The sequence below is a fragment of the Salinibius halmophilus genome (genome assembly GCF_003577475.1).
In the GTDB taxonomy this organism is placed as follows: Bacteria; Pseudomonadota; Gammaproteobacteria; order Pseudomonadales; family Natronospirillaceae; genus Salinibius; species Salinibius halmophilus.
In genome coordinates this window covers 138,379-159,628 of sequence record NZ_QPEP01000005.1, presented here as the reverse complement: position 1 = coordinate 159,628, position 21,250 = coordinate 138,379, and the positions used below count along the sequence as shown (strand labels likewise).

The window sequence follows — 21,250 nt, the reverse complement described above, 5'->3', positions numbered from 1 at the left end:
AAAGCGGCAATACTCCCAGAATTTACCGCAATCTTATCACACTAGGCCTTTTGTATGCCTACCTCGTTGTCTTCGGCTAGTTCAACAAATCGTGCTAGTTCACGTTTCAAAGTGGCCGGGCGTATTGGCTTAGAAATAAACCCATTCATACCGACTCGCATGGCTGCATCGCGGTCAGCAAAACTACTATTGGCCGAAGCGGCTAAGATCGTTGTTTGATTATTACGTCCACCAGATTGGCGAATGATTCGTGTCGCACTGAAGCCATCGAGTACAGGCATTTGCAAATCCATAAGAATTAAATCAAAAGACTGCTCACTGGCGATATTGACTGCTCGTTCGCCATTTTCAGCGACCGTCACATCCATCTGCATCGCTTCCAATAAGGTTGCCATCAGTTTGGCATTGAGCCGGTTATCTTCCACCACTAATACACGCAAAACACTGGTGGCCGGTAATATTCTCGGCGAGTCTTTGGCATCTTCTCGCGTTTGCGCTGGCAGCGCTAAATCAACACGCAGGCCATGTGGGTGACAAGCAGAGTAGCGAATCTCGCCACTGAGCAGGCGAATAAGCCCTGTAGTAACATATAGGCCTAATCCAAAGCCCTCATGTTTGCGCAGCATCATTTCACCGTTTTTATCACGAGCGATATCAAATGCACGCTCGCGTTGCTCAGCACTCATACCCGGGCCTTGATCGGTGACTGTAAAGGTAATCTGGCCTGGTGTTACGTTCATCGAAACAACAACCTTACCTTGATCACAAAACTTAATCGCATTATCGACAACATTGACGATACAACGTTCCACCTTTTGCTGATCGAAAAATACTTGTAACGATTGCTCAGGGCGCTCAATGATAAGTTCAACGCCTTGTTTGTCTTTTAGCCTGTCGTTGGCATAATCTAAAACTTTGTCAAGCAGAGAGTCGATATCGGCCCATTCTCGCACCCCCTGAGCGTTCTCTTGGTAGGCAGATTCACGGGCAAGTTCGGATGCCGTAACGAGGTTTTCTACTTGGCTATTCAATCGGGCCAGAGCGATATGGCTGTCTTCTCGGAACTCGTCAACATTTTGATAGCGCTGTTCACACATTAGATCAATTGACGATACCAATGCATTTAGTGGCGTGCGCAACTCATGGCCAACCAAGCGGATAAAGTCTTCCTTCATTTTTGAGTTGATTTCTTCTATGTGAAGGGCATGACTCAGTTGTTCATTGGCTTTTTGCAGCTTGACTTTGGCCTGCGCTTCCACTTCTCGGTTGCGCAGTTCGATAGCACGTAAGCGCATCGCTAACGCCCAAGACAACATCAGCGCTTCCACCGAAGCACCAATTCGCATCGACTCTTGAAACCAAAAGCTGGTAGGCAAGTAACCCATCAACAAAAGCTGGTGTATGGTTGTGCCAATTGCCATGGCTGTCCAGCCAAGTTCATAAAAAATGGCGTAGCGGTTGCCTTTTTTAATCGCCCGGGCGCCCATCACTAGGGCAAACACAAAAAACACTGGGGCGGCGATTTGCATCATGTTGACGAACAAGCTTGGTATGCCCAACACCATACCGACAGCGGCAATCATCAACAGCAGAGCAATACCCAATTGCGAGTACTGCACCATGCCCCCTTCTTTATCGAGTTCAAGAAAACTGCGACTAAACGTCAACGAGAACACAACAACACCAAGCGTGGCACCAAAAACGAAAAATCGGTCCATGTAGTCGCTATCAAATAAGCCAATCCATTCACGACCAAAGCCATTAATCTGCAGGTTATAAAGGATCACGAACAGCAAATAAAAGCAGTAATGCTTGGCTGAACGTTGGCGCACCACCAAAGCTAAAACACCGTTATACAACAGCAAGCCAAGCATGACGCCAAAAAACACGTAAAGGAAGGTCAGCTTATTAATCAACCAATCTGAAACTGCTCTAGTACCGCCGAGGATAAGTGGTGCGTAGACGCTGTAATTACCCTCTATACGAAGATAAAGTTGATATTGCTCGCCTGGCTGTAAATGAAAAGTAAATCGAGGACGACCCTTGAAGCTGTTAAATTCGTTCTGCTCAGCCATCGCCCATGACCAAGTATCCATTACTTTGCCATCGCTGACTAAAAAAGCATCCATTCGCTTCAACTGGGCGTGCTCTACTAGTGCCATCCATTCAGCATCTGTGGCTGCGCTGAGGCTTGCGCGATACCAATAGGCTTTGCCATCTTGAAAGCCTACTCGATTGCGGGCACTGCCATTAGTCCACACTACACTGTTGAGCTGCGATAGTTGATCGACATTACGCACCGACTGATCCGTGGCGCTATAACTCAGCTGGCGTTCAAGCATGAGTACTTGGTCTGGATCGCTAAGCTGAATTGGGCTCGCGAAGGCAACGCTCGCCGCTAACAACAATAGCCAGCTGAAATATTTGTACATCCTTACACTTAGTCCTTAGTAGTAGACCTATTTAACTTAGGTTAATCTGCCACTTCTAGCAAACGGCGGCAAGGTCTCAACCAGCGTTCGACCATAGGTTTTTGTTGCCAAACGTGAGTCGAGTATCGTGATGCGCCCATGATCACTCTCACTGCGCATTAATCGGCCACACGCTTGTACGAGTTTTATCGCTGCATCGGGAACCGTTAACTGTACAAAGGGGTTGCCACCTTTGTTACTAATCCACTCCGACAGCGTGGCATCGATCGGATCGTCCGGTGTGCCGAAGGGCAACTTGGCGATGATAACATGCGTCAGGTAGTTACCCGGCAAATCCACCCCTTCGGCTAACGACGCTAGCCCAACTAACGTACTGCCCTGTCCCTTATCAATGGCTTGGCGATGTTCTTCAAGTAGCTGTGCGCGAGATAACTCACCTTGCACTAATAATGACCAATGCTTGTGCTGAGCTCGCCAAGCTTCAACCACTGTTTGCATTTGCCGCCTGGAAGCGAACAAGACTAAATTTGCCTCGTCTGGGTTGACTAACTCTAATGTTTTGTCGGCCAACCACTGTGTGTGAAGATCGGCTCGCCCGCCATCTGGTGCCTGCATCGGCACTTCAATTACCGCACGTTGATAGTCAAATGGGCTGCGCACGATTAACTCGGTGGCACCGTCTGGGATACCTGCTGCCGCATAAAACCGGCTAAACTTACCGGCCACAGCCAGCGTTGCCGAGGTCAATACAACCCCCGCAGCGCGTGACCATAACTGCTGGCGCAATTTGGACGCTGCCGACACTGGGCTTGCCGCCATCAGCCAATCATTATCATGTCGCTCAAGCCATTTTGCGACTGGCGGGTGCTGAGGTTCACTCACTAGGCTCCACATACGTGCCAACATAAATAAGTTGTCGAACATACCCAAGTCTCTCCCTAGCCTTAGGTACCAGTTCTCCATCGTCGCCATTGGCATTAACTCGTCTTTTTCGCCAATCAGCTTACCAATTCGATTGCGCATACCATCGAGCTGGGTGGTCACGGCTTTGAGTTGCTCGGCGAGCCCTTCAGAACTGGCAACCAACTCGTCTTCTAGCACACCCTGAGGCCAGCGGTGAACCTGTTTATCTGCCAACAGCTGGAAGTTATCTTGAAAATATTCAGTCAGCGTTCGCCCGCCTAAGCGAATGTTAGGCAGCTGAATACGAATCGACTCAATCGCACTGACCAAGCCATCATCACCCCGGCTATCGGCAAGTAACTTTTCCAAACGAAAGCCAAAACTTTCAATACCGTCAAGCAACTGAGATACCGGCGCCTGGGCAGCAAAGTGGCTCAACGCTTTATCTGGTACGTGGTGCGCTTCGTCAAATACAAAGTAGCAAGACTCGGGTTCGGGGAGCACGACACCACCACCAAGTGACTGGTCTGCCATAATCAAGTCATGGTTGGCAATAATGACGTCGGCTTTTTCAATATGGTTACGGGCACGATAATAAGGGCACATACTAAAATGCTGACAGCGTCGACCACTGCATTCGTGCTGAGTTGCTGTCAGCGCGATTTTGGTTTGATCATCTAACGGCTGCTTATATTCGTCAAAATCACCTTGCCATTTTCCTTGACTGTAGGATTCCAATAAGCGACTAACCTGTTGACTTGCCTCGGTTGACGTCGCACTAGTGAACATATCGGGGTTGATGGCCGCCCCCTGCATCTCTAGCTCGTGTTCGAGCTTAGTAATGCAAAGGTATCGGCCGCGGCCTTTTGCTAGTGCATAGGTAAACTTGAGCTCACCATACTTGGCTAGCTCTGGTATATCTTTTTTTACTAACTGTTCCTGCAAGGCGACCGTGGCAGTACTCACCACAAGCTGGCGTTTTTTTGCCTTCGCCAAAATAATGCCGGGAATTAAATAGGACAAGGTTTTACCGGTGCCAGTACCCGCCTCTACCGTTGCCACTGCCGTTTCATCTGTGGCAGCAAAGGTTTTCGCCACATGCGCAATCATTTGCTTTTGCCCTAACCGCGGCTTGTGGCCTTTCTCTTTTAAGTAGCGGCTGTATACCTGCTGAATTTCTTGCTTTAATTGATCAGTTAACATGGCAGAGATTAAATTGACTCCGTAGAATACGCGCTACCTAAATAAGGACCTGAGACTATGCAAGACAAAACCGTTGCCATTGCCGATTTAAATGTGTCGAACCAACTTCCATTCACCTTGTTTGGCGGTATGAATGTTTTAGAGTCAGAAGCACTCGCATTAGAGATTGCTGGCACCTATGTTGAAGTGACGCAAAAACTTGGCATTCCGTATGTCTTCAAAGCATCGTTTGACAAAGCTAACCGCTCATCGATGCACTCTTTCCGCGGCCCTGGTTTGGAAAAGGGTTTGCAAATCCTAGAGGCGATCAAGGCAAAATACAACATTCCTGTTATTACCGACGTCCATGAACCTTATCAAGCGGCGGAAGCAGCAAAAGTTGCCGATGTGATTCAGTTGCCAGCGTTTTTGTCGCGCCAAACAGATTTAGTTGTTGCCATGGCAGAAACTGGCGCGGCGATAAATATTAAAAAAGCTCAGTTTTTAGCCCCGCATGAAATGGCACATATTCTGCGCAAATGCGAAGAAGCAGGTAATGACCGCCTCATTCTTTGTGAGCGTGGCACCATGTTTGGCTACAACAACCTAGTGGTAGACATGCTTGGTTTTGGCCAGATGAAACAACTTGGCTACCCGGTTATCTTTGACGTCACGCATGCCTTACAAATTCCAGGCGGGCGTTCGGATAGTGCTGATGGCCGACGCTCACAGGTGACCGACCTTGCCATGGCAGGCATGAGCCAAGGCATCGCAGGCTTGTTTTTAGAATCGCATCCAGATCCCAAAGCAGCAAAATGCGACGGTCCGAGTGCCCTTCCATTAGAAAAACTCGAGCCATTCCTCGCTCGATTAAAAGCGATTGATGAATTAGTCAAAGGCTTTGAGCCAATCGTGACAGAATAAAGTTAAGGGAGCCTGGCTCCCTTTTTTTTAACTCTGTTCAATCAATTCCGCCAAAAACTCCAGATACTTAGCCAGATAATCACACTTACCCGACTCCTCGCCTAACCAAGGGTTCATTAATGTGTGGCGAAATACAAAAAGTGATTCAGTGTAGGTTGTTGGATCTATTCCTAACTGAGTGCAAAGTTTATTGGCCACTTTATCGGTTAAATTTTTGCGCTGTATCGACGTATAAGAAGCAATAAACTCACGACTCGTCGCTAAACGCTCAGGCTTCACTTTCACATGCTCAAACAATTGGCGCGTGTAGCGATTCAGTTCTGCCATATCGCGATTGCCCACAGGGTTAAATGCCACGCAGGTTAAGTTGGTGTCGGTATCCATGGGTAGCACTATGGTGACTTTATTTTGGACCCGTTTGGCAAACTCACGTACTAGCTGATGAAACCGTTCTGCCAACTGTACTGTTTTGGCTGGTAAGCGGCCGAACTCCTCGCTATGCAGTGGCAATACCTGGTGGCTTACATAGGCTGCGGCTGCCATTGCACCTGGCTTTGAACCTTCCATAATAAACTGGCCTAGATTCATTAAGCGCTCATCTAAAGGTGGCTGCACACCCGTATCATCAAAGACATAAGGCGCCTCTTGGCTGATAAACTCAACAACTCGCCGGTTACGAGTAATAATGGCACCACAGCCATAAGGGATGTAGCCCAGTTTATGTGGATCGACGGTAATCGAGTCAACGTCGCCAAGTGCTGCAAAGCCCTTATACACATTGTCACTTGGAAACTGATCAAACTCGCTCGCTACCTCTGTTTGACTTCTTAAGGAGCCATCGGCATTTCTAAATAGCGCCGAAACATACCCACCCCAAGCGGCATCAACATGAATATAATAGTTGAGCTCTGACTGCTCTTGGCGAGCAGCGACTAACTGATCAATTGGGTCAACCGTGCCATATTCAGTTGTGCCTAGCACCCCGACAGTCGCCAGTATAGGCGTTTGGCTAGCAGCGAGCGCCGCTAACTGTGCACGTAGATCAGCTGGGTCTAGCCTCATATGCTCATCAACTTGCACATAACGAAGTTGCTTGCTGCCCATACCCAGTATTTTCATCGCTTTTTGCCAACTATAGTGGGCAGTAATTGGCACCAGCACTACCGGCTGTTTAAGTCCGGGCAGCGCTTGATAAAAATCTACCGGGCCTAAGCTTTCAATACGATGTGCCGCAACGATTGCTAATAAGTATTTTTGTTCTGTTTGCTGATAATCTTTAAGCGTAGCAATGAGTTGATCATTAAAGGCAATCACTTGGTCTATGGATAAATTGAACAACTGCCATGGTGAATACTGAGTAACCGCCTGCCCTTGCCAACAAAAATCCAACTTATCTTCTTGCTGGGCGGCAAGATAAACCGCCAGCGGATAGTATTTGACCGCTCTAAATAGCCATAAACTCTCATAATTAGCGATGGTGCCACCTGAAGTAAGGTGCCCCCAGCCACATACAGCCTGGCTTGGGTCGGTGGCAAAGCCAAACATGGTTGCCAATTGAATACCAACCTGGAGCTCTTGTTTCACAGTAACCGGGGCAACTTCGAGGGCGACGTTATTTGGGTTGTAAAGAGTCGTGATCATTTGCGCTAGCACGCTTGGCATCAACAGCTCTGAACACATGTGCCCCACGTACCTTGGGTTAGAAATCGGCACAGATTGTTTGAGCTCTGCACTTAATTGATGCAATGCTTCTTTGGTGCGTGCAATGGAGGCGAGATACTGAGGTTGATATTGCTCGACCGCTGAAACGGGTGGTACATCTTGCGGGTGGAAGTTGCGACGCCAATAAACATGATCGCGAAAAAACTCCAGCCAAGCCTGTTCAAAGTGCTGATGATTTTCGCCATACGCGCCAAGGAAAAACGGTGCTAGCTTCGCTACGTCAGTCATAATGCTCTACTTAACTAAGTTTACAAACGCACACAATATGAAGCGAGTAAGCGACCATTAGAAGCACTTGGGCAAAGAAATACCAATATGTACTGTAAAGCAAGCAAACAAACAAAAGGCACCGAATGGTGCCTTGATTAACTACTTAATGTTTAGAAGGATCTGGAGAGCCCGCATCAAGCTTTTTGTGATGGTCGTCGCTATAGGCTTCCACCTGCACTTTTAGCTTTTGCCCCGGTCGGAAGGTCACCACCCGACGTGCAGCAATTGGGATTTCTTCCCCAGTTTTAGGATTGCGACCAGGGCGGCGACGCTTGTCGCGCAAGTCAAAGTTGCCAAACCCTGACAGCTTGACTTGCTCGTTTTCTACCAGCGCATCCCGGATGACATCAAAGAATAACTCCACGACTTCTTTCGCCTCACGCTTAGGGAGACCAACATCATCGGTTAATTGTTCTGCAATTTCTGCTTTGGTTAATGCCATCACTCATCCTCCAAACTGGAAGTTAACCGCGTAATACGGCCTGATAGTCAGCTTTCAGCGTCGACAGTACAGACTCTACCGCAGCATTGATTTCATCATCATTTAATGTGCGCTCATCTGACTGCCATGTCAAACCAAATGCGATGCTCTTTTTCCCCTCTTGCACGCCTTTGCCTTGGTATACATCAAACAAGGTTACCTTGGTGGCGAACTCACCTGCCGCCTGCTGAGCACTAGCAAGCATTGGCGCAACCGGCGTGTGCTGGTCTGCGATGATTGCCAAATCACGACTGGTTTCAGGGTACTTCGACAGCGGTTTTGCCTGCGCCAATTGGGCGTGGTCAAACGCATCTAGGCGTAGTTCAAATACAAACACTGGCCCTTTTAAGTCAAGCGCTTGCAGGACACTTGGATGCAAAGCACCTAGGTAACCAGCTGGTTTGCCATCAACTAGTACTTGCGCCGTTTGTCCTGGATGCAAAGCTTTGTGTGAGCCAGCAACAAAACTAACCTCATGACCACGGCTGTGAGCCAATAATGCTTCAACATCTGCTTTTACATCATAAAAGTCAACGTCGTCATTACCGAACCAGCCCTTTGGTAAACGTGTGCCATAGGCTAAGCCAGCAATGCAACGAGGCTGCTCATCACCACGAAACGCTAAACCAGTTTCCATGATACGAACGCGGCCTTGCTGGCGTTTCTGATTGTATTCAAGCGTCTGCACCAAACCAGACCAGAGAGTGGTGCGCATAACCGCCAGCTCATTGGTAATTGGGTTGGCAAGCTTGGTTACCTCTACATCAGGATCCATCACAGCCTGCACCTTCTCCGGCACAAAACTATAAGTAATGACTTCTTGGTAGCCAAGGTTGAGCAACTGATTTTGCAGCGCTGACAAGGCAACTTTGCTTTCATCCTGTGCTTTTGGTGCTAGGCTTGCCACCGGCGCAGTGATTGGCACATTATTGTAGCCATATAAGCGAGCAAGCTCTTCCAATAAATCTTCTTCGATCTCCATATCAAAACGCCATGATGGCGCTTTGAAGATCCAACCCTCGCTTGAGCGCGCGGTCATTTCCAAACCAAGGCCAGTTAGCATGCGTTCGACTTCATCATCTGCTAGTTCAAGATTTAGCAAATCTTTAATACGATGTTTGCGCAGCGTAATGGTTGCCTGCTTAGGCAGGTTGTCTTCCACTTCAGTGATCTCAACCGGGCCTGCTTCACCGCCACAGATATCTAGAAGTAGCGCTGTCGCACGTTCAATCGCCAATTCCGCTAGGGCTGGATCGACTCCACGTTCAAAACGGTGCGAGCTATCCGTGTGTAAGCCAAAGCTGCGCGCACGGCCGGCAATAGCGATTGGATTGAACCAGGCACTTTCGAAAAACACATTCTTGGTGGTTGCCGATACGCCCGTATCTTCGCCACCCATAATGCCTGCCATGGCAAGCGGACGAGCTTCGTCGGCAATTAATAGTACATTGTCCTTTAGGATCACTTCTTGACCGTCTAACAAGGTCAGCTGTTCACCCGCTTTGGCCATGCGAACATTGATACCACCTTTAAGCGTATCAAGGTCAAAACCATGCATAGGCTGGCCAAGCTCTAACATAATGTAGTTAGTAATATCGACCACTGGGTCAATTGAGCGCAAACCACTACGCTCTAGGCGCTCCACCATCCAAGCTGGGCTTGGTTTTGTCACATCAACGTTTTTAATTACCCGACCAACATAACGCGGACAGGCATCTGGTGCCGACAACTCAACATTAAAGGTATCTTCAATGCTTGCTTCAACCGCTTCAATTTCTGGGCCAGTTGGGGCTGGCAGAGCGTTAAATACCGCCACCTCACGCGCGATACCACGAATGCTTAAACAGTCACCGCGGTTTGGCGTTAGGTCAATATCGATAATTTTGTCATCTAGGTTTAGCGCATCACGCAGATCCGTTCCTAACGCTAGATCAGCCGGTAGCTCCATAATGCCTTCATGGTCATCCGAGATACCTAACTCTTTAGCAGAGCACAGCATGCCGAAAGACTCCACACCACGCAGCTTCGCCTTTTTAATTTTGAAACCATCGGCAAACTTGGCGCCCACTTGTGCTAACGCCACCTTGATGCCAGCACGAGCGTTTGGTGCACCACAAACAATTTGCACCGTATCCGTACCGTCATTAACCGAGCAAACTTGCAATTTGTCGGCTTCTGGGTGCTTTTCTGCCGATAGGATCTCAGCAACAACGACCTTGCTGAAATCGTCCGCTGCCGACTCAACACCATCTACTTCAAGGCCTGCCATGGTTAGCTGAGCAACCATTTCATCTGTGCTGATATCTGGGTTTACCCAGCTGCGCAGCCAAGATTCAACTACATTCATTCTTTTTCTCCTGCTGGGTGGTTAGGCGAATTGTTTAAGGAAACGTAGATCGTTCTCAAAGAACGCGCGCAAATCATCAACGCCATAACGAATCATCGCCAAGCGCTCTACCCCTAAACCAAAAGCAAAACCATCGTACTTGCTGCTATCGACACCAGCAGCTTCTAGAACTTTTGGATGCACCATGCCGCAACCACCAAGTTCTAGCCACTTAGATTCTTTGCCATTTTTAGTCCAACGTACATCAAACTCAGCCGATGGCTCAGTAAACGGAAAATATGAAGGACGGAATCTAACTTCTAACTCATCCGTTTCAAAAAAGGCCTTCAGAAACGCAATAATAGTGCCTTTTAAGTCTGACAGGCTGACCTTTTCATCGACCAATAGTCCTTCCACTTGATGGAACATTGGTGAGTGGGTTTGGTCGTAGTCGCAACGGTATACACGCCCAGGCGCAATCACTCGAAACGGTGCCTGACCATTTTCCATGGCACGAATTTGTACTGGCGAGGTATGAGTACGCAATACTCGCTCGTCGAGCAAATAAAACGTATCGTGCATCGCTCGCGCCGGGTGGTGGCTTGGAATATTGAGTGCTTCGAAGTTGTGGAAATCATCCTCAATTTCGGGGCCTTGCGCCACTTCAAACCCGATGCGGGTAAAAAACTCGGAAATTCGATCAATGGTCTGGTTTACAGGGTGGCGACCAGCGACTGACTGGCCACGGCCCGGTAGCGTCACATCAATGGTTTCAGCAGCCAGTTTGGCATTTAACGCATCACTTGCCATTTGCTCTTTGCGTGCAGTGAGTTCAACGAGCACTTTTTGTTTGGCATCATTGATCTGCTGCCCCGCCGCAGGGCGCTCTTCTGCTGATAGTTTACCGAGTGTTTTCATAAACGCGGTTAAAGCGCCTTTTTTACCAAGGTAATCTACTCGAACTTGCTCTAGCGCTTTTTCATCTTCAGCTGCGGCAACCGCAGCTAGCGCTTCCTGTGTTACTTGTTGTAAGTCGCTCATTTCGCATGCGTCCAATTTAGCGTCGCTATCAATCGTTAAGCACCCTGTATTTGCTTAACTGATGTATAGCGCATTACCACGACCAAAATATGTCAGTGGTGAATAAACAAAAAAAAGGGGAGCCCAAGGCTCCCCTTTCTATACCTAAGTACTTGATGTACTGAAATCGAGTATCCTCGATTAGGCAGCCAGGGCTTCCTTGGCAGTAGTAGCCAGGGCAGCAAAGGCAGCTTTGTCAAATACAGCGATGTCAGCCAGTACTTTACGGTCGATTTCAACGTTAGCCTTTTTCAGGCCTGAGATGAATCGGCTGTAAGACAAACCGTTTACGCGAGATGCTGCATTGATACGGGCAATCCACAGAGCGCGGAACTGACGCTTACGCTGACGACGGTCACGGTAAGCATACTGACCTGCTTTGATTACTGCCTGTTTTGCTACGCGGAATACACGTGAACGTGCACCATAGTAGCCTTTTGCTTGCTTCAATACTTTCTTGTGACGACGACGAGCGATCACACCACGTTTTACACGAGCCATTCTATTCTCCTAACTAAACGATTCTATTACTTAATACCCAGCATACGCTCAACCAGCGCCACATCAGCTTTGTCGATGTGTTCTGGACGGCGCAACTGACGCTTACGCTTAGTGCTCTTTTTAGTCAGGATGTGGCTGCGGTGCGCTTGTTTACGCTTGAAGCCATTCGCTGTTTTCTTGAAGCGCTTTGCAGCACCACTATGTACCTTAATTTTTGGCATTTTTCTGGATCTCCAGTTATTAACTCAATCAAACCGCTTCACTGTCCTACTACGCCGGCTGGGCCGGTCAAGACGCTGACGGTTGCCAAATGTGTAATCGCGAGCGATTACTTCTTCTTAGAAGGGGCCATGACCATCACCATCTGACGGCCTTCCATTTTGGCGCGCTGTTCAACAGTCGCCAATTCCTTCAAGTCTTCTTCGATTCGCTCAAGTAAGCGGCGACCGATGTCTTGGTGCGCCATCTCACGACCGCGATATCGCAATGTTACTTTAACCTTGTCACCATGCTCAAGAAAATCTGTCATTTTCTTCAGCTTGATGTTGTAGTCACCGATGTCCGTGTTAGGGCGGAACTTAATCTCTTTAACGGTGGTTTGCACCTGCTTCTTCTTCGCAGCTGCTTTGGCTTTCTTTTCTTCGTACTGCTTCTTGCCGTAATCCATCACCTTACAGACAATCGGGTCTGAATCGGCGATTTGTACTAGATCAAGACCAACCTCTTCCGCCGCCTCAAGCGCGTCGCGCAATTGCACGATACCTGCCTGTTCCCCATTCGGTAAAATTAGGCGAACTTCTTTGGCACGAATTTCACCATTGATTGGTGTTTTGTTTGCCGGAGCCGCGCGGCGATTATTATTGCGTCTGATAGCTAGTCTCCTCAGCTAATTATTGGGCACGTTTGGCAGCAATATCTTCTTGTAGTCGTGCTTTGAACGCTTCAATGGTCATAACCCCTAGGTCTTCCCCTGAGCGAGTACGCACGGCAACACTGCCAGACTCTTTCTCTTTCCCACCTGCAACCAACAAGTAAGGAATCTTCTGTAATGTATGCTCACGGATTTTAAATCCGATTTTCTCATTCCTCAAGTCGGCTTTTACTCTTAAACCGGCAGAATTGAGTTCTGAGACAACATTTTGCACATATTCGGCTTGATCATCGGTGATATTCATCACCATTGCTTGCACTGGTGACAACCAATACGGTAACGCACCGGCGTAGTTCTCGATCAAAATACCAATGAAGCGCTCAAGTGACCCAAGAATAGCACGGTGAATCATCACTGGCGTCTTACGTTCGCCGTCTTCAGCGACATATTGTGCGCCCAAACGTCCAGGCAGTGCAAAATCGAGCTGTACTGTACCACATTGCCACGCACGATCTAAGCAGTCATATAGCGTGAACTCAATTTTAGGGCCATAAAACGCCCCTTCACCTTCGAGCACTTCAAATTCAATGCCATTTGACTTCAACGCTTCCGCTAACGCAGCTTCTGCTTTATCCCACATAGCATCGTCGCCAATGCGTTTTTCTGGACGAGTCGATAGTTTCACTTCAACACGCTCAAAGCCAAAGCTTTCATAGCATTTGTAAACCATCTTAATGCAGCCCGATACTTCATCCTGAACCTGCTCATCGGTACAGAAAATGTGAGCATCGTCCTGGGTAAAGCCACGCACGCGCATCAAACCATGCAACGCACCTGACGGTTCATTACGGTGACAACAACCAAACTCTGCCATGCGCAGCGGCAAGTCACGATATGACTTCAACCCTTGATTAAAGATTTGAACATGACCTGGACAGTTCATCGGTTTGACCGCGTATTCACGTTTTTCCGACTCAGTGGTAAACATGTTCTCGGCGTACTTATCCCAGTGTCCTGAGCGCTCCCAAAGCTGGCGATCCATCATCAATGGACCCTTCACTTCTTCGTAGTCGAACTCTGACAGCATTTCCCGTACGTATTTCTCAAGCTCTAGGTACATTTTCCAGCCTTTATCGTGCCAGAAAACCATGCCTGGGGCTTCTTCTTGCCAGTGGAACATATCCAGCTGCTTACCAAGCTTACGGTGATCGCGTTTTTCTGCTTCTTCTAAGCGCTTCAAGTACGATTTAAGCTGCTTTTTGTCGGCCCAAGCTGTGCCATAAACTCGCTGTAACATTTTATTGTTCGAGTCACCACGCCAGTATGCACCTGCTACCTTCATTAACTTAAGGTGCTGACAGTGCTTCATCATAGGCACGTGCGGGCCACGACACATATCGATATATTCTTCGTGATGATACAAAGCCGGTTGTGCATCTTTAGGGATATCACGTTCCAAGATTTCCATCTTGTACGTTTCACCACGCGCTTTAAAAGTGTCGTACGCTTCTTGCCAGCTAACTTTCTTTTTAACAACTTGGTAGTTAGTTTTTGCCAGCTCAAGCATGCGTTTTTCTAACTTGGCAAGGTCTTCATCTGTCAGCTTATGCTCCATATCGATATCGTAGTAAAAGCCGTTATCGATCACCGGGCCGATCGCCATTTTGGCGTCGGGGAACATTTGCTTTAACGCGTGACCTAGCAAGTGCGCACAACTGTGACGTAAAACATGCACGCCTAACTCATCTTTAGCCGTTGCAATCGAAAGCTCTGCGTCTTCGGTGATTAGTTCACAAGCGTCAACTTCTTCGCCATTCACAACGCCAGCAATCGTTGATTTTGCCAAGCCAGGGCCAATATCGGCAGCAACATCTAAAACAGAAACAGGTTGATCAAACTCGCGTTTAGATCCATCGGGGAGAGTAATAATAGGCATGATGTGCTCCTACACAGTGGTGACCCATACGAGAGGCCACATAATGTAAAGATTCACTGCTGAACAGTGATATGAATTTTAAATGCAGAAAAGGCACCTATGTAGGTGCCTTTTCTTAAATCTTGGTAGGTACGATTGGATTCGAACCAACGACCCCCACCATGTCAAGGTGGTGCTCTAACCAACTGAGCTACGTACCTAGATTCACCAGCACTGCTGGCAACGGAAAGGTATGTTAATCATTCTTAGCCGGTGGTCAACTATTTTTTGCTAACTTTTTGATTTTATTGAGAAATAAGGTTTGCAATGCCGTCGTAAATAAACTGAATCGCTAGGGCAGCTAGCACAACACCCAAAAATCGCCGTAAAATTTCATCTCCAGTTACGCCAATGATGCGCTTAAGCTGGCTTGCTAAAAGCATCAACGGCAAGGTTAGCAAGATAATCGCGCAAGACAATCGCGGCAATTGCGCTGTATTTGCTTTACATCAAAATCATGCAATGCATAAACCCCTAGCATGCGCTCAGGTTCAAGGAGTGCAGAATGAATATTTTATGCAATGGCGAGCAGCTAACTGTTCTGCCACCCCACACAGTCGCCAGCGTGATAGATCAGCTAAACCTAAACAACCAGCCCATTGCCGTAGCTGTTAATCAGGAAGTGATTGCAAGAAGTAACTGGTTAAGCCATCAGCTCTATGCAGGCGACACGCTAGATATTTTCCAAGCCACACTAGGGGGATAAAATGCTAACTATTGCAGAGCAATCGTTTACTAGCCGACTGTTCGTTGGCACTGGCAAATTTTCTAGCCAGCAGCAAATGCAATCAGCTATAACAGCATCCGGCAGCAACATGGCAACGCTCGCGTTGCGGCGCATCGATCTAAATCATCGCGAAGGTGACGTGCTTGCGCCACTGCAACAATTGAACATTCAATTGCTGCCCAATACTTCAGGCGCCAGAACGGCTAAAGAAGCCATATCTGCCGCATTAATTGCCCGTGAACTGCTCGCAACAAACTGGGTAAAACTTGAAATCCACCCAAACAGTCATCATTTGCTACCCGATCCCATGGCAACCGTTAGCGCAGCAGAAGCGCTAGTTAAACTTGGCTTTATTGTTTTACCTTATTGCTTCCCCGACCCACTACTATGCCAAACACTTGCCGAAGTTGGCTGTGCGGCGGTTATGCCACTGGCAGCACCCATTGGCAGTAACAAGGGTGTCACCATGCCAGACATGCTTGCTTATATTATCGAGGACAGCCCGGTTCCCGTGGTGATTGATGCTGGCCTTGGCAAGCCTTCTGATGCCGCCATTGCGATGGAGATGGGCGCCGATGCGGTACTGGTAAACACGGCTATCGCCACTGCTCCCAACCCCGCTGCCATGGCCGCCTGCTTTGCGCAGGCTGTTAAAACGGGTCGCAAGACTTACGAAATTGGCTACGCTAGCCAGTCAGGCGCAAGCGCTAGCAGCCCACTGACGGCGTTTTTTAATCATGCCTAGCCAATCACTGGATGAATTATTAGCCAACATTGATGACAGCAAGCTACTCAAACTTGCCGAACAAGCACGTCGGCTAACTCGCCAACGTTTTGGTGCCAACATTGAGCTCTACACTCCTATCTATTTATCTAATTATTGTGCTAACCGATGCAGCTACTGCAGTTTTAGCGCCGACAATCTAGTTGCTCGCACCAAACTATCCGATGAGCAACTGGCGCGCGAAATTGCTCTCATCAAAGCACGGGGCATCGACCACGTGCTCATTGTGACCGGCGAGCACCCCAAGCAGGCAAATATATCCCATTTTTTGCGCTGGCTAGGCCAGCTTAAACAACACTTTAATAGCGTCTCAATTGAGTGCCAGCAACTATCACTAGCGCAATACCAGCAGTTAACCCAAGCCGGGCTCGATGGGGTATATCTGTATCAAGAAACCTACAATGAGCAAACGTATCGGCGTGTCCATCTAAGTGGCTTTAAAAAAGACTATCATCGCCGCCTGCAAGCACCGTTTGATATGGCCAATGCAGGCGTGCGCCGAATTGGCCTGGGTATTTTGCTTGGTTTACATGATAACTGGCGCAGTGAAGCAAAGCATTTACTAACCACTGCGCGCCAGCTGCGCCAGCGCTATCCCAACAGTGACATAAGCATTAGCTTGCCAAGGCTCAGAGACAGCCATTTATTTGCCACGGATCACGCTGCTGCCAAAGCACTATTGCAAATCATTGTGGCGGCAAGACTCTATGAGCCAAGCATTAGCATCGCTCTATCTACTCGAGAACCAGCCTGGGTTCGAGACTTATTAATGCCATACGGTGTTACGAGTGCATCTGTGGCTTCAAAAACGGCCCCAGGGGGCCATCAAAACGAGCTGACACTCGCCCAGTTTGCCATTAGCGATGAGCGCTCTGTTGACGAATTTTGCCAGGCGCTAAGAGCTCTGTATCTGATGCCAGTTCAGAAGAACTGGCATCATGGTATTAATTAATCGGAAACGCTGACCAGCCTGTATACCAGGCTTCATCAGCGCCTGGTTTTACCGCCCCAACATAACGCGCGCCTTGCTCGAAAAACTCGCCTGGCGGTGGATTAACACCATACAAGTTCACCGGTGAGCGGAACGATGGGTGGTAGGTCGGTGACTCTTGATCTGTTGAGTTACCTAACAAGTATGGATTTTCGCCAAAAACAACATCGTCTGATAACGATGTGAAATAGCTACGCTCACTAAATCCACCATCGTCATCATTTTCACCCGTTTCCAGCTCAAAGTACTGATTGCGATTTGGCCCGATATCATAGGCAACTAGACCATCAAAACTTAATTGCCCGGAAGCAAGCAAACGCGTTGTTGCTTGAGTCGTTAAATCGATCGATTCACCCGAGAAACCAAGCATAAGAATATTGCGGTAGTCACCGCCAGCACCAGAGTCGATGGAGACCGCGCGGTTAGCTTTACCCTCACTGCGATCACTGATGAGCGTAACATTTGACACCCTAGGTAGCGTGCGAGGCGCTAAGGTTGGCTCCTCATTATTGCTATCGATTTCAAAGCCATGATCGCCTAGGTTGTGATACTGCTGACCGATCAAGAACTGCGCATTGCCCTGCCATCCTTTGTCCCAGTCGAACATATCATCGCCAGCCCCTGTCACTAGGATGTATGAAACTGAGGTCGTACCACCAAATATTTCTAAGCCATCATCTAACCCTCGGTGGATTTGCACATGGCTAATCAGCGTTTGATCACCACAACCACCCAGCGTTAAGCCATTTAGTTCATTGCCCATACCAATTTCAAAGCCGGCGAACTCGATACGAGCATATTGCAACACACCACAATTATGTGACGAATCTGAGCCACCATACAGTGAAAGCCCATCCTGGTCATTGAGCCCTTCAATTAGGTCCTCGCCACCATTAACCGGCGCATCACCTAACATCACTAGCCCACCCCAATCACCGGCTGCTCGGCTACCTGGCGTTTGGCTGCTAGTAAACACAATCGGCGATTCAATACTACCCGTGGCCTGCAAACGCGCACCATTTGCCACGACTAGCGCCGACCCCGATTCGCCTTTGATTGTTGTGCCTGCTTCAATGGTAAGGGTGCTGCCAGGCGTGACATAGATTATATCTTTTAGTGTATAAACTTTAGACGACTGCCAAACTTTATCACCCGAAATATTGCCGCTTACCGATACACTTTGGTCAAAAAAACCAACCGATAAGGCCGCTGCAGCAATGACACTCACCGACCCGAGGCCAACATGCCATGGCTTAATTAACATGGACTTTTTAGTCGCACTGCGCTCAACCTCAGGTGTTTTAAACGCAACGCTGGCTGCTTCACTAGCCGAGGCAGTTAGAACCCCCTCAAAGCCAACTTGCAGAAGTTGCTCAGCGATTGCTCGCAAAGCAGGCGAATCACTTTGACTCGCCTGCTCAATCACTTCCGTGCGATAGGTTTCATCTTTAAGCATACGATTAAAGTGAATAAAGCGAATCCCTTGCTGCCGTGTTTGCTCAAAAGCGTGTTTAAGCTGCCAAAGCATGTCGATGTACTGCGCTCTGGTAATTCGTTGCTGGGCCATACACTCACCTATTGCTAAATCTGGCGAAGAGCATAACCCTAGTGGTTTACAGTCTAATGAATATAAAAAAACACCATCATCACTGATGGTGTTTTTATCTATAACTAAACGGATTGGTGTTTACAGCACGGCTGCAACAGCGTCGATCAAGTGCTCAATATTGTGTGGGGTAATGCCCGCAACACTAATGCGACCCGAGCCAACGATGTATATGGCAAACTCGTCTTTAAGTTTTGCCACCTGCTCTGGGGTTAAACCGGAGAACGAGAACATGCCGTTCTGCTCACTGATAAAACCAAAGTCTTGCTGCACGCCTTTAGCGGCTAAGCCTGCGACGAACGCATCACGCATTTCTTTAATGCGCACACGCATGCCAGCAACTTCTGCTTGCCACTGCTTGGTCAGTGCTTCGTCCTCAAGAATAGTCGCAACCACCAAAGCACCATGTGATGGAGGGTTTGAATAAATGCCGCGAATAATGCTTTTTACTTGGCTAAATGCCTGACTAGCCGTAGCAGCATCGTTCGCCACTAGGGTCACAGCACCTGCACGCTCGTTGTACAAGCCAAAGTTTTTTGAGAATGAATTGGCAACCAGTAACTCGTCAAACTGGTCAGCAAACAAACGCACAGAAGCGGCGTCTTCATCAATACCCGTAGCAAAACCTTGATAGGCAAAGTCAAACAGCGGTAACGCTTTTGACGCTTTGACAAGGTTGGCAATGGCTTGCCACTGCTCGAGCGTTGGGTCAATACCAGTTGGGTTATGGCAGCAGCCATGCAGCAACACGGCGTCCCCTTCAGCTAGGTTTGCTAAGTCTTTCTGCAAGCCATCGAAGTCTAAGCCTTTCGTGTCAGCGTCGTACCAAGCGTACTGAACAACCTCAAGGCCAGCCGAAGTAAAAATATTGCCATGGTTTGCCCAGGTTGGATTACTAACCCAAATGCGCTTAATGCCAAGCTGGCGAACCATAAACTCCGCCGCAATTCTCAGTGCACCTGTACCACCTGGTGCTTGTGCAGTACGTGCACGATCATTGGCAATAATAGGGCTATCCGCACCGAACAGCAGTTTTTGAACGGCTTGGTTATAAGCCGGCGTGCCTTCAATAGACAAATAGGTTTTACTGATTTCTTTTTCGACCAGCAAGGCTTCAGCTTTTTTCACTGTTGCTAAAATTGGCGTTGCACCGTCGCTGTCTTTGTAAACACCCACGCCGAGGTTAACTTTATTGGCACGTGTGTCTGATTTATAGGCATCGGTTAACCCTAAAATAGGGTCAGCAGGGGCTGCTTGAACTTTTTCGAACATGGAAGTCTCGCATGTGACATTTAATGTATGCGATTGCTGATTATATATGACCAGCTCGTTATCTTCACCCGTTTTTAACTAATCTAGGTCATAAAAAACGCCGACAAGTGCCGGCGTTTCATAGTTCATGGTTAAAGATTGCTACGAAAGCAACTATTCAACACTCGCATCCTGTTTCCAGCCATCAATGGCTTGCGAACATTCTTTAACCAACTCTGGCCCACGGTAAATAAAACCGGAATAAACTTGCACCAATGACGCACCATGCTTCATTTTTTCTATTGCATCCGAGCCACTCAACACTCCACCCACACCAATCAGCGGAATACGGCCATCAACCGCTTCAGCAATCACACCAAGCTTTTCGGTTGAAAGTTCAAATACTGGCGCGCCAGACAATCCACCGGTCTCGGTTGAGTGCTCAAGCCCATCAATCATGCTGCGCTCAATAGTGGTATTCGTGCCAATGATGGCATCAATGCCGTGCTCAATGAGTACTTCGACGATGTTTTGTAAATCTTCATCAGCAGTATCCGGCGCTAACTTAACAGCAATGGGTACATTTCTGCCCGTCGATTCGTGCAACGCCTCGCGCTTATCTTTGATACCCTGCATCAGCGCAACCAGAGGCTCACCAAACTGTAAGTCACGCAACCCTGGCGTATTAGGTGAAGACAAATTGATCGCAATATAGCTGGCAACTGACCAAGCCTTCTCCATGCAATAGGCATAGTCAGCTAGGGCGTCCTCGGCCGGCGTGTCTTTATTTTTGCCAATATTAATACCAATAATGCCTTGATAATTGGCACGTTTCACATTCTCAACTAGGTGGTCTACCCCTTTGTTATTAAAGCCCATGCGATTAATAATGCCTTGCGCAGACTTAACTCGAAACAAACGCGGCTGCTCATTGCCAGGCTGCGGGCGAGGGGTCACTGTGCCTAGTTCAATATGGCCAAAGCCCAATGCGCCAAAGGCATCAATACATTCGCCATCTTTGTCTAAACCTGCCGCCAACCCAACAGAGTTAGCGAAGGTTAAACCCATTACCTTGACCGGTTGCGCATCAAACTTAGGTGCCACCATGCCAACCATTTTAAACCGTTGTGCCATCGACAAGAGATCGATTGTCACATTGTGGGCTGTTTCAGGGGTAAGCTTAAAAAGAATTGATCGGGCGAGATCGTACATGCGCAGTTCCTA

General features: G+C 48.2%; 18 protein-coding genes and 1 tRNA gene. 4 read left to right on the top strand and 15 right to left on the bottom strand.

All coding sequences use genetic code 11. The annotated features are described in order from the left end of the window. Positions 1-41: 41 nt before the first annotated feature. Entirely contained in the window at positions 42-2,432 is a 2,391-nt protein-coding gene (locus DUW71_RS07250) for a hybrid sensor histidine kinase/response regulator (RefSeq protein ID WP_119394583.1), read from the bottom strand. A 36-nt stretch (positions 2,433-2,468) separates the two neighbouring features. Beyond that, positions 2,469-4,538 (bottom strand): ATP-dependent DNA helicase DinG, encoded by a 2,070-nt coding sequence (gene dinG, locus DUW71_RS07245; RefSeq protein WP_119394582.1) that lies wholly within the window; start codon positions 4,536-4,538, stop codon positions 2,469-2,471. Positions 4,539-4,595: 57 nt separating this feature from the next. Between dinG and kdsA the strand changes: the two genes are divergently transcribed. After that, a complete protein-coding gene (kdsA, locus tag DUW71_RS07240) occupies positions 4,596-5,441 on the top strand; it encodes a 3-deoxy-8-phosphooctulonate synthase (protein WP_119394581.1) in 846 nt (281 codons plus the stop codon). Between the two features lie 27 nt (positions 5,442-5,468). On the opposite strand, the gene DUW71_RS07235 is transcribed toward kdsA, so the two are convergent. From DUW71_RS07235 to DUW71_RS18070, 10 genes are all read right to left on the bottom strand, one after another. Further along, positions 5,469-7,391, bottom strand: coding sequence for a pyridoxal phosphate-dependent decarboxylase family protein (locus DUW71_RS07235; protein WP_119394580.1), 1,923 nt, complete (start codon positions 7,389-7,391; stop codon positions 5,469-5,471). A 145-nt stretch (positions 7,392-7,536) separates the two neighbouring features. After that, complete coding sequence (gene ihfA, locus DUW71_RS07230; RefSeq protein ID WP_407690494.1) at positions 7,537-7,875, bottom strand: integration host factor subunit alpha; 339 nt, start codon at positions 7,873-7,875, stop codon at positions 7,537-7,539. Positions 7,876-7,897: 22 nt separating this feature from the next. Further along, entirely contained in the window at positions 7,898-10,261 is a 2,364-nt protein-coding gene (gene pheT, locus DUW71_RS07225) for a phenylalanine--tRNA ligase subunit beta (RefSeq protein WP_119394578.1), read from the bottom strand. 21 nt (positions 10,262-10,282) lie between these two features. Continuing rightward, positions 10,283-11,281 carry a phenylalanine--tRNA ligase subunit alpha gene (gene pheS, locus DUW71_RS07220; protein ID WP_119394577.1) on the bottom strand — a complete coding sequence of 333 codons (999 nt, stop codon included), beginning with the start codon at positions 11,279-11,281 and terminating at the stop codon, positions 10,283-10,285. 180 nt (positions 11,282-11,461) lie between these two features. After that, positions 11,462-11,821 (bottom strand): 50S ribosomal protein L20, encoded by a 360-nt coding sequence (gene rplT, locus DUW71_RS07215; RefSeq protein WP_119394576.1) that lies wholly within the window; start codon positions 11,819-11,821, stop codon positions 11,462-11,464. Positions 11,822-11,847: 26 nt separating this feature from the next. Beyond that, entirely contained in the window at positions 11,848-12,042 is a 195-nt protein-coding gene (gene rpmI / locus DUW71_RS07210) for a 50S ribosomal protein L35 (RefSeq protein ID WP_119394575.1), read from the bottom strand. 107 nt (positions 12,043-12,149) lie between these two features. Next, complete coding sequence (gene infC / locus DUW71_RS07205) at positions 12,150-12,644, bottom strand: translation initiation factor IF-3 (protein WP_233546069.1); 495 nt, start codon at positions 12,642-12,644, stop codon at positions 12,150-12,152. A gap of 67 nt (positions 12,645-12,711) precedes the next feature. After that, positions 12,712-14,628 carry a threonine--tRNA ligase gene (thrS, locus tag DUW71_RS07200; protein WP_119394573.1) on the bottom strand — a complete coding sequence of 639 codons (1,917 nt, stop codon included), beginning with the start codon at positions 14,626-14,628 and terminating at the stop codon, positions 12,712-12,714. 123 nt (positions 14,629-14,751) lie between these two features. After that, a tRNA-Val gene (locus DUW71_RS07195) sits at positions 14,752-14,828 on the bottom strand. 84 nt (positions 14,829-14,912) lie between these two features. Beyond that, positions 14,913-15,068, bottom strand: coding sequence for a MarC family protein (locus DUW71_RS18070; RefSeq protein WP_407690493.1), 156 nt, complete (start codon positions 15,066-15,068; stop codon positions 14,913-14,915). 104 nt (positions 15,069-15,172) lie between these two features. Between DUW71_RS18070 and thiS the strand changes: the two genes are divergently transcribed. The 3 genes from thiS to DUW71_RS07175 are packed head-to-tail and all read left to right on the top strand — an operon-like array spanning position 15,173 to position 17,130. Next, on the top strand, positions 15,173-15,373 hold the full coding sequence (gene thiS / locus DUW71_RS07185) for a sulfur carrier protein ThiS (RefSeq protein WP_119394572.1): 201 nt from the start codon (positions 15,173-15,175) through the stop codon (positions 15,371-15,373). 1 nt (position 15,374) lies between these two features. Then, positions 15,375-16,139, top strand: coding sequence for a thiazole synthase (locus DUW71_RS07180; protein WP_119394571.1), 765 nt, complete (start codon positions 15,375-15,377; stop codon positions 16,137-16,139). Further along, on the top strand, positions 16,132-17,130 hold the full coding sequence (locus DUW71_RS07175) for a radical SAM protein (RefSeq protein ID WP_119394570.1): 999 nt from the start codon (positions 16,132-16,134) through the stop codon (positions 17,128-17,130). The genes DUW71_RS07180 and DUW71_RS07175 overlap by 8 nt, the downstream gene beginning before the upstream one ends. Here DUW71_RS07175 and DUW71_RS07170 read toward each other — a convergent pair. From DUW71_RS07170 to DUW71_RS07160, 3 genes are all read right to left on the bottom strand, one after another. Continuing rightward, complete coding sequence (locus DUW71_RS07170; RefSeq protein WP_119394569.1) at positions 17,123-18,736, bottom strand: hypothetical protein; 1,614 nt, start codon at positions 18,734-18,736, stop codon at positions 17,123-17,125. The genes DUW71_RS07175 and DUW71_RS07170 overlap by 8 nt on opposite strands. Before the next feature lie 120 nt (positions 18,737-18,856). Further along, complete coding sequence (locus DUW71_RS07165; RefSeq protein ID WP_119394568.1) at positions 18,857-20,047, bottom strand: amino acid aminotransferase; 1,191 nt, start codon at positions 20,045-20,047, stop codon at positions 18,857-18,859. A gap of 153 nt (positions 20,048-20,200) precedes the next feature. Then, entirely contained in the window at positions 20,201-21,238 is a 1,038-nt protein-coding gene (locus DUW71_RS07160) for a quinone-dependent dihydroorotate dehydrogenase (RefSeq protein WP_119394567.1), read from the bottom strand. Positions 21,239-21,250: the final 12 nt, after the last annotated feature.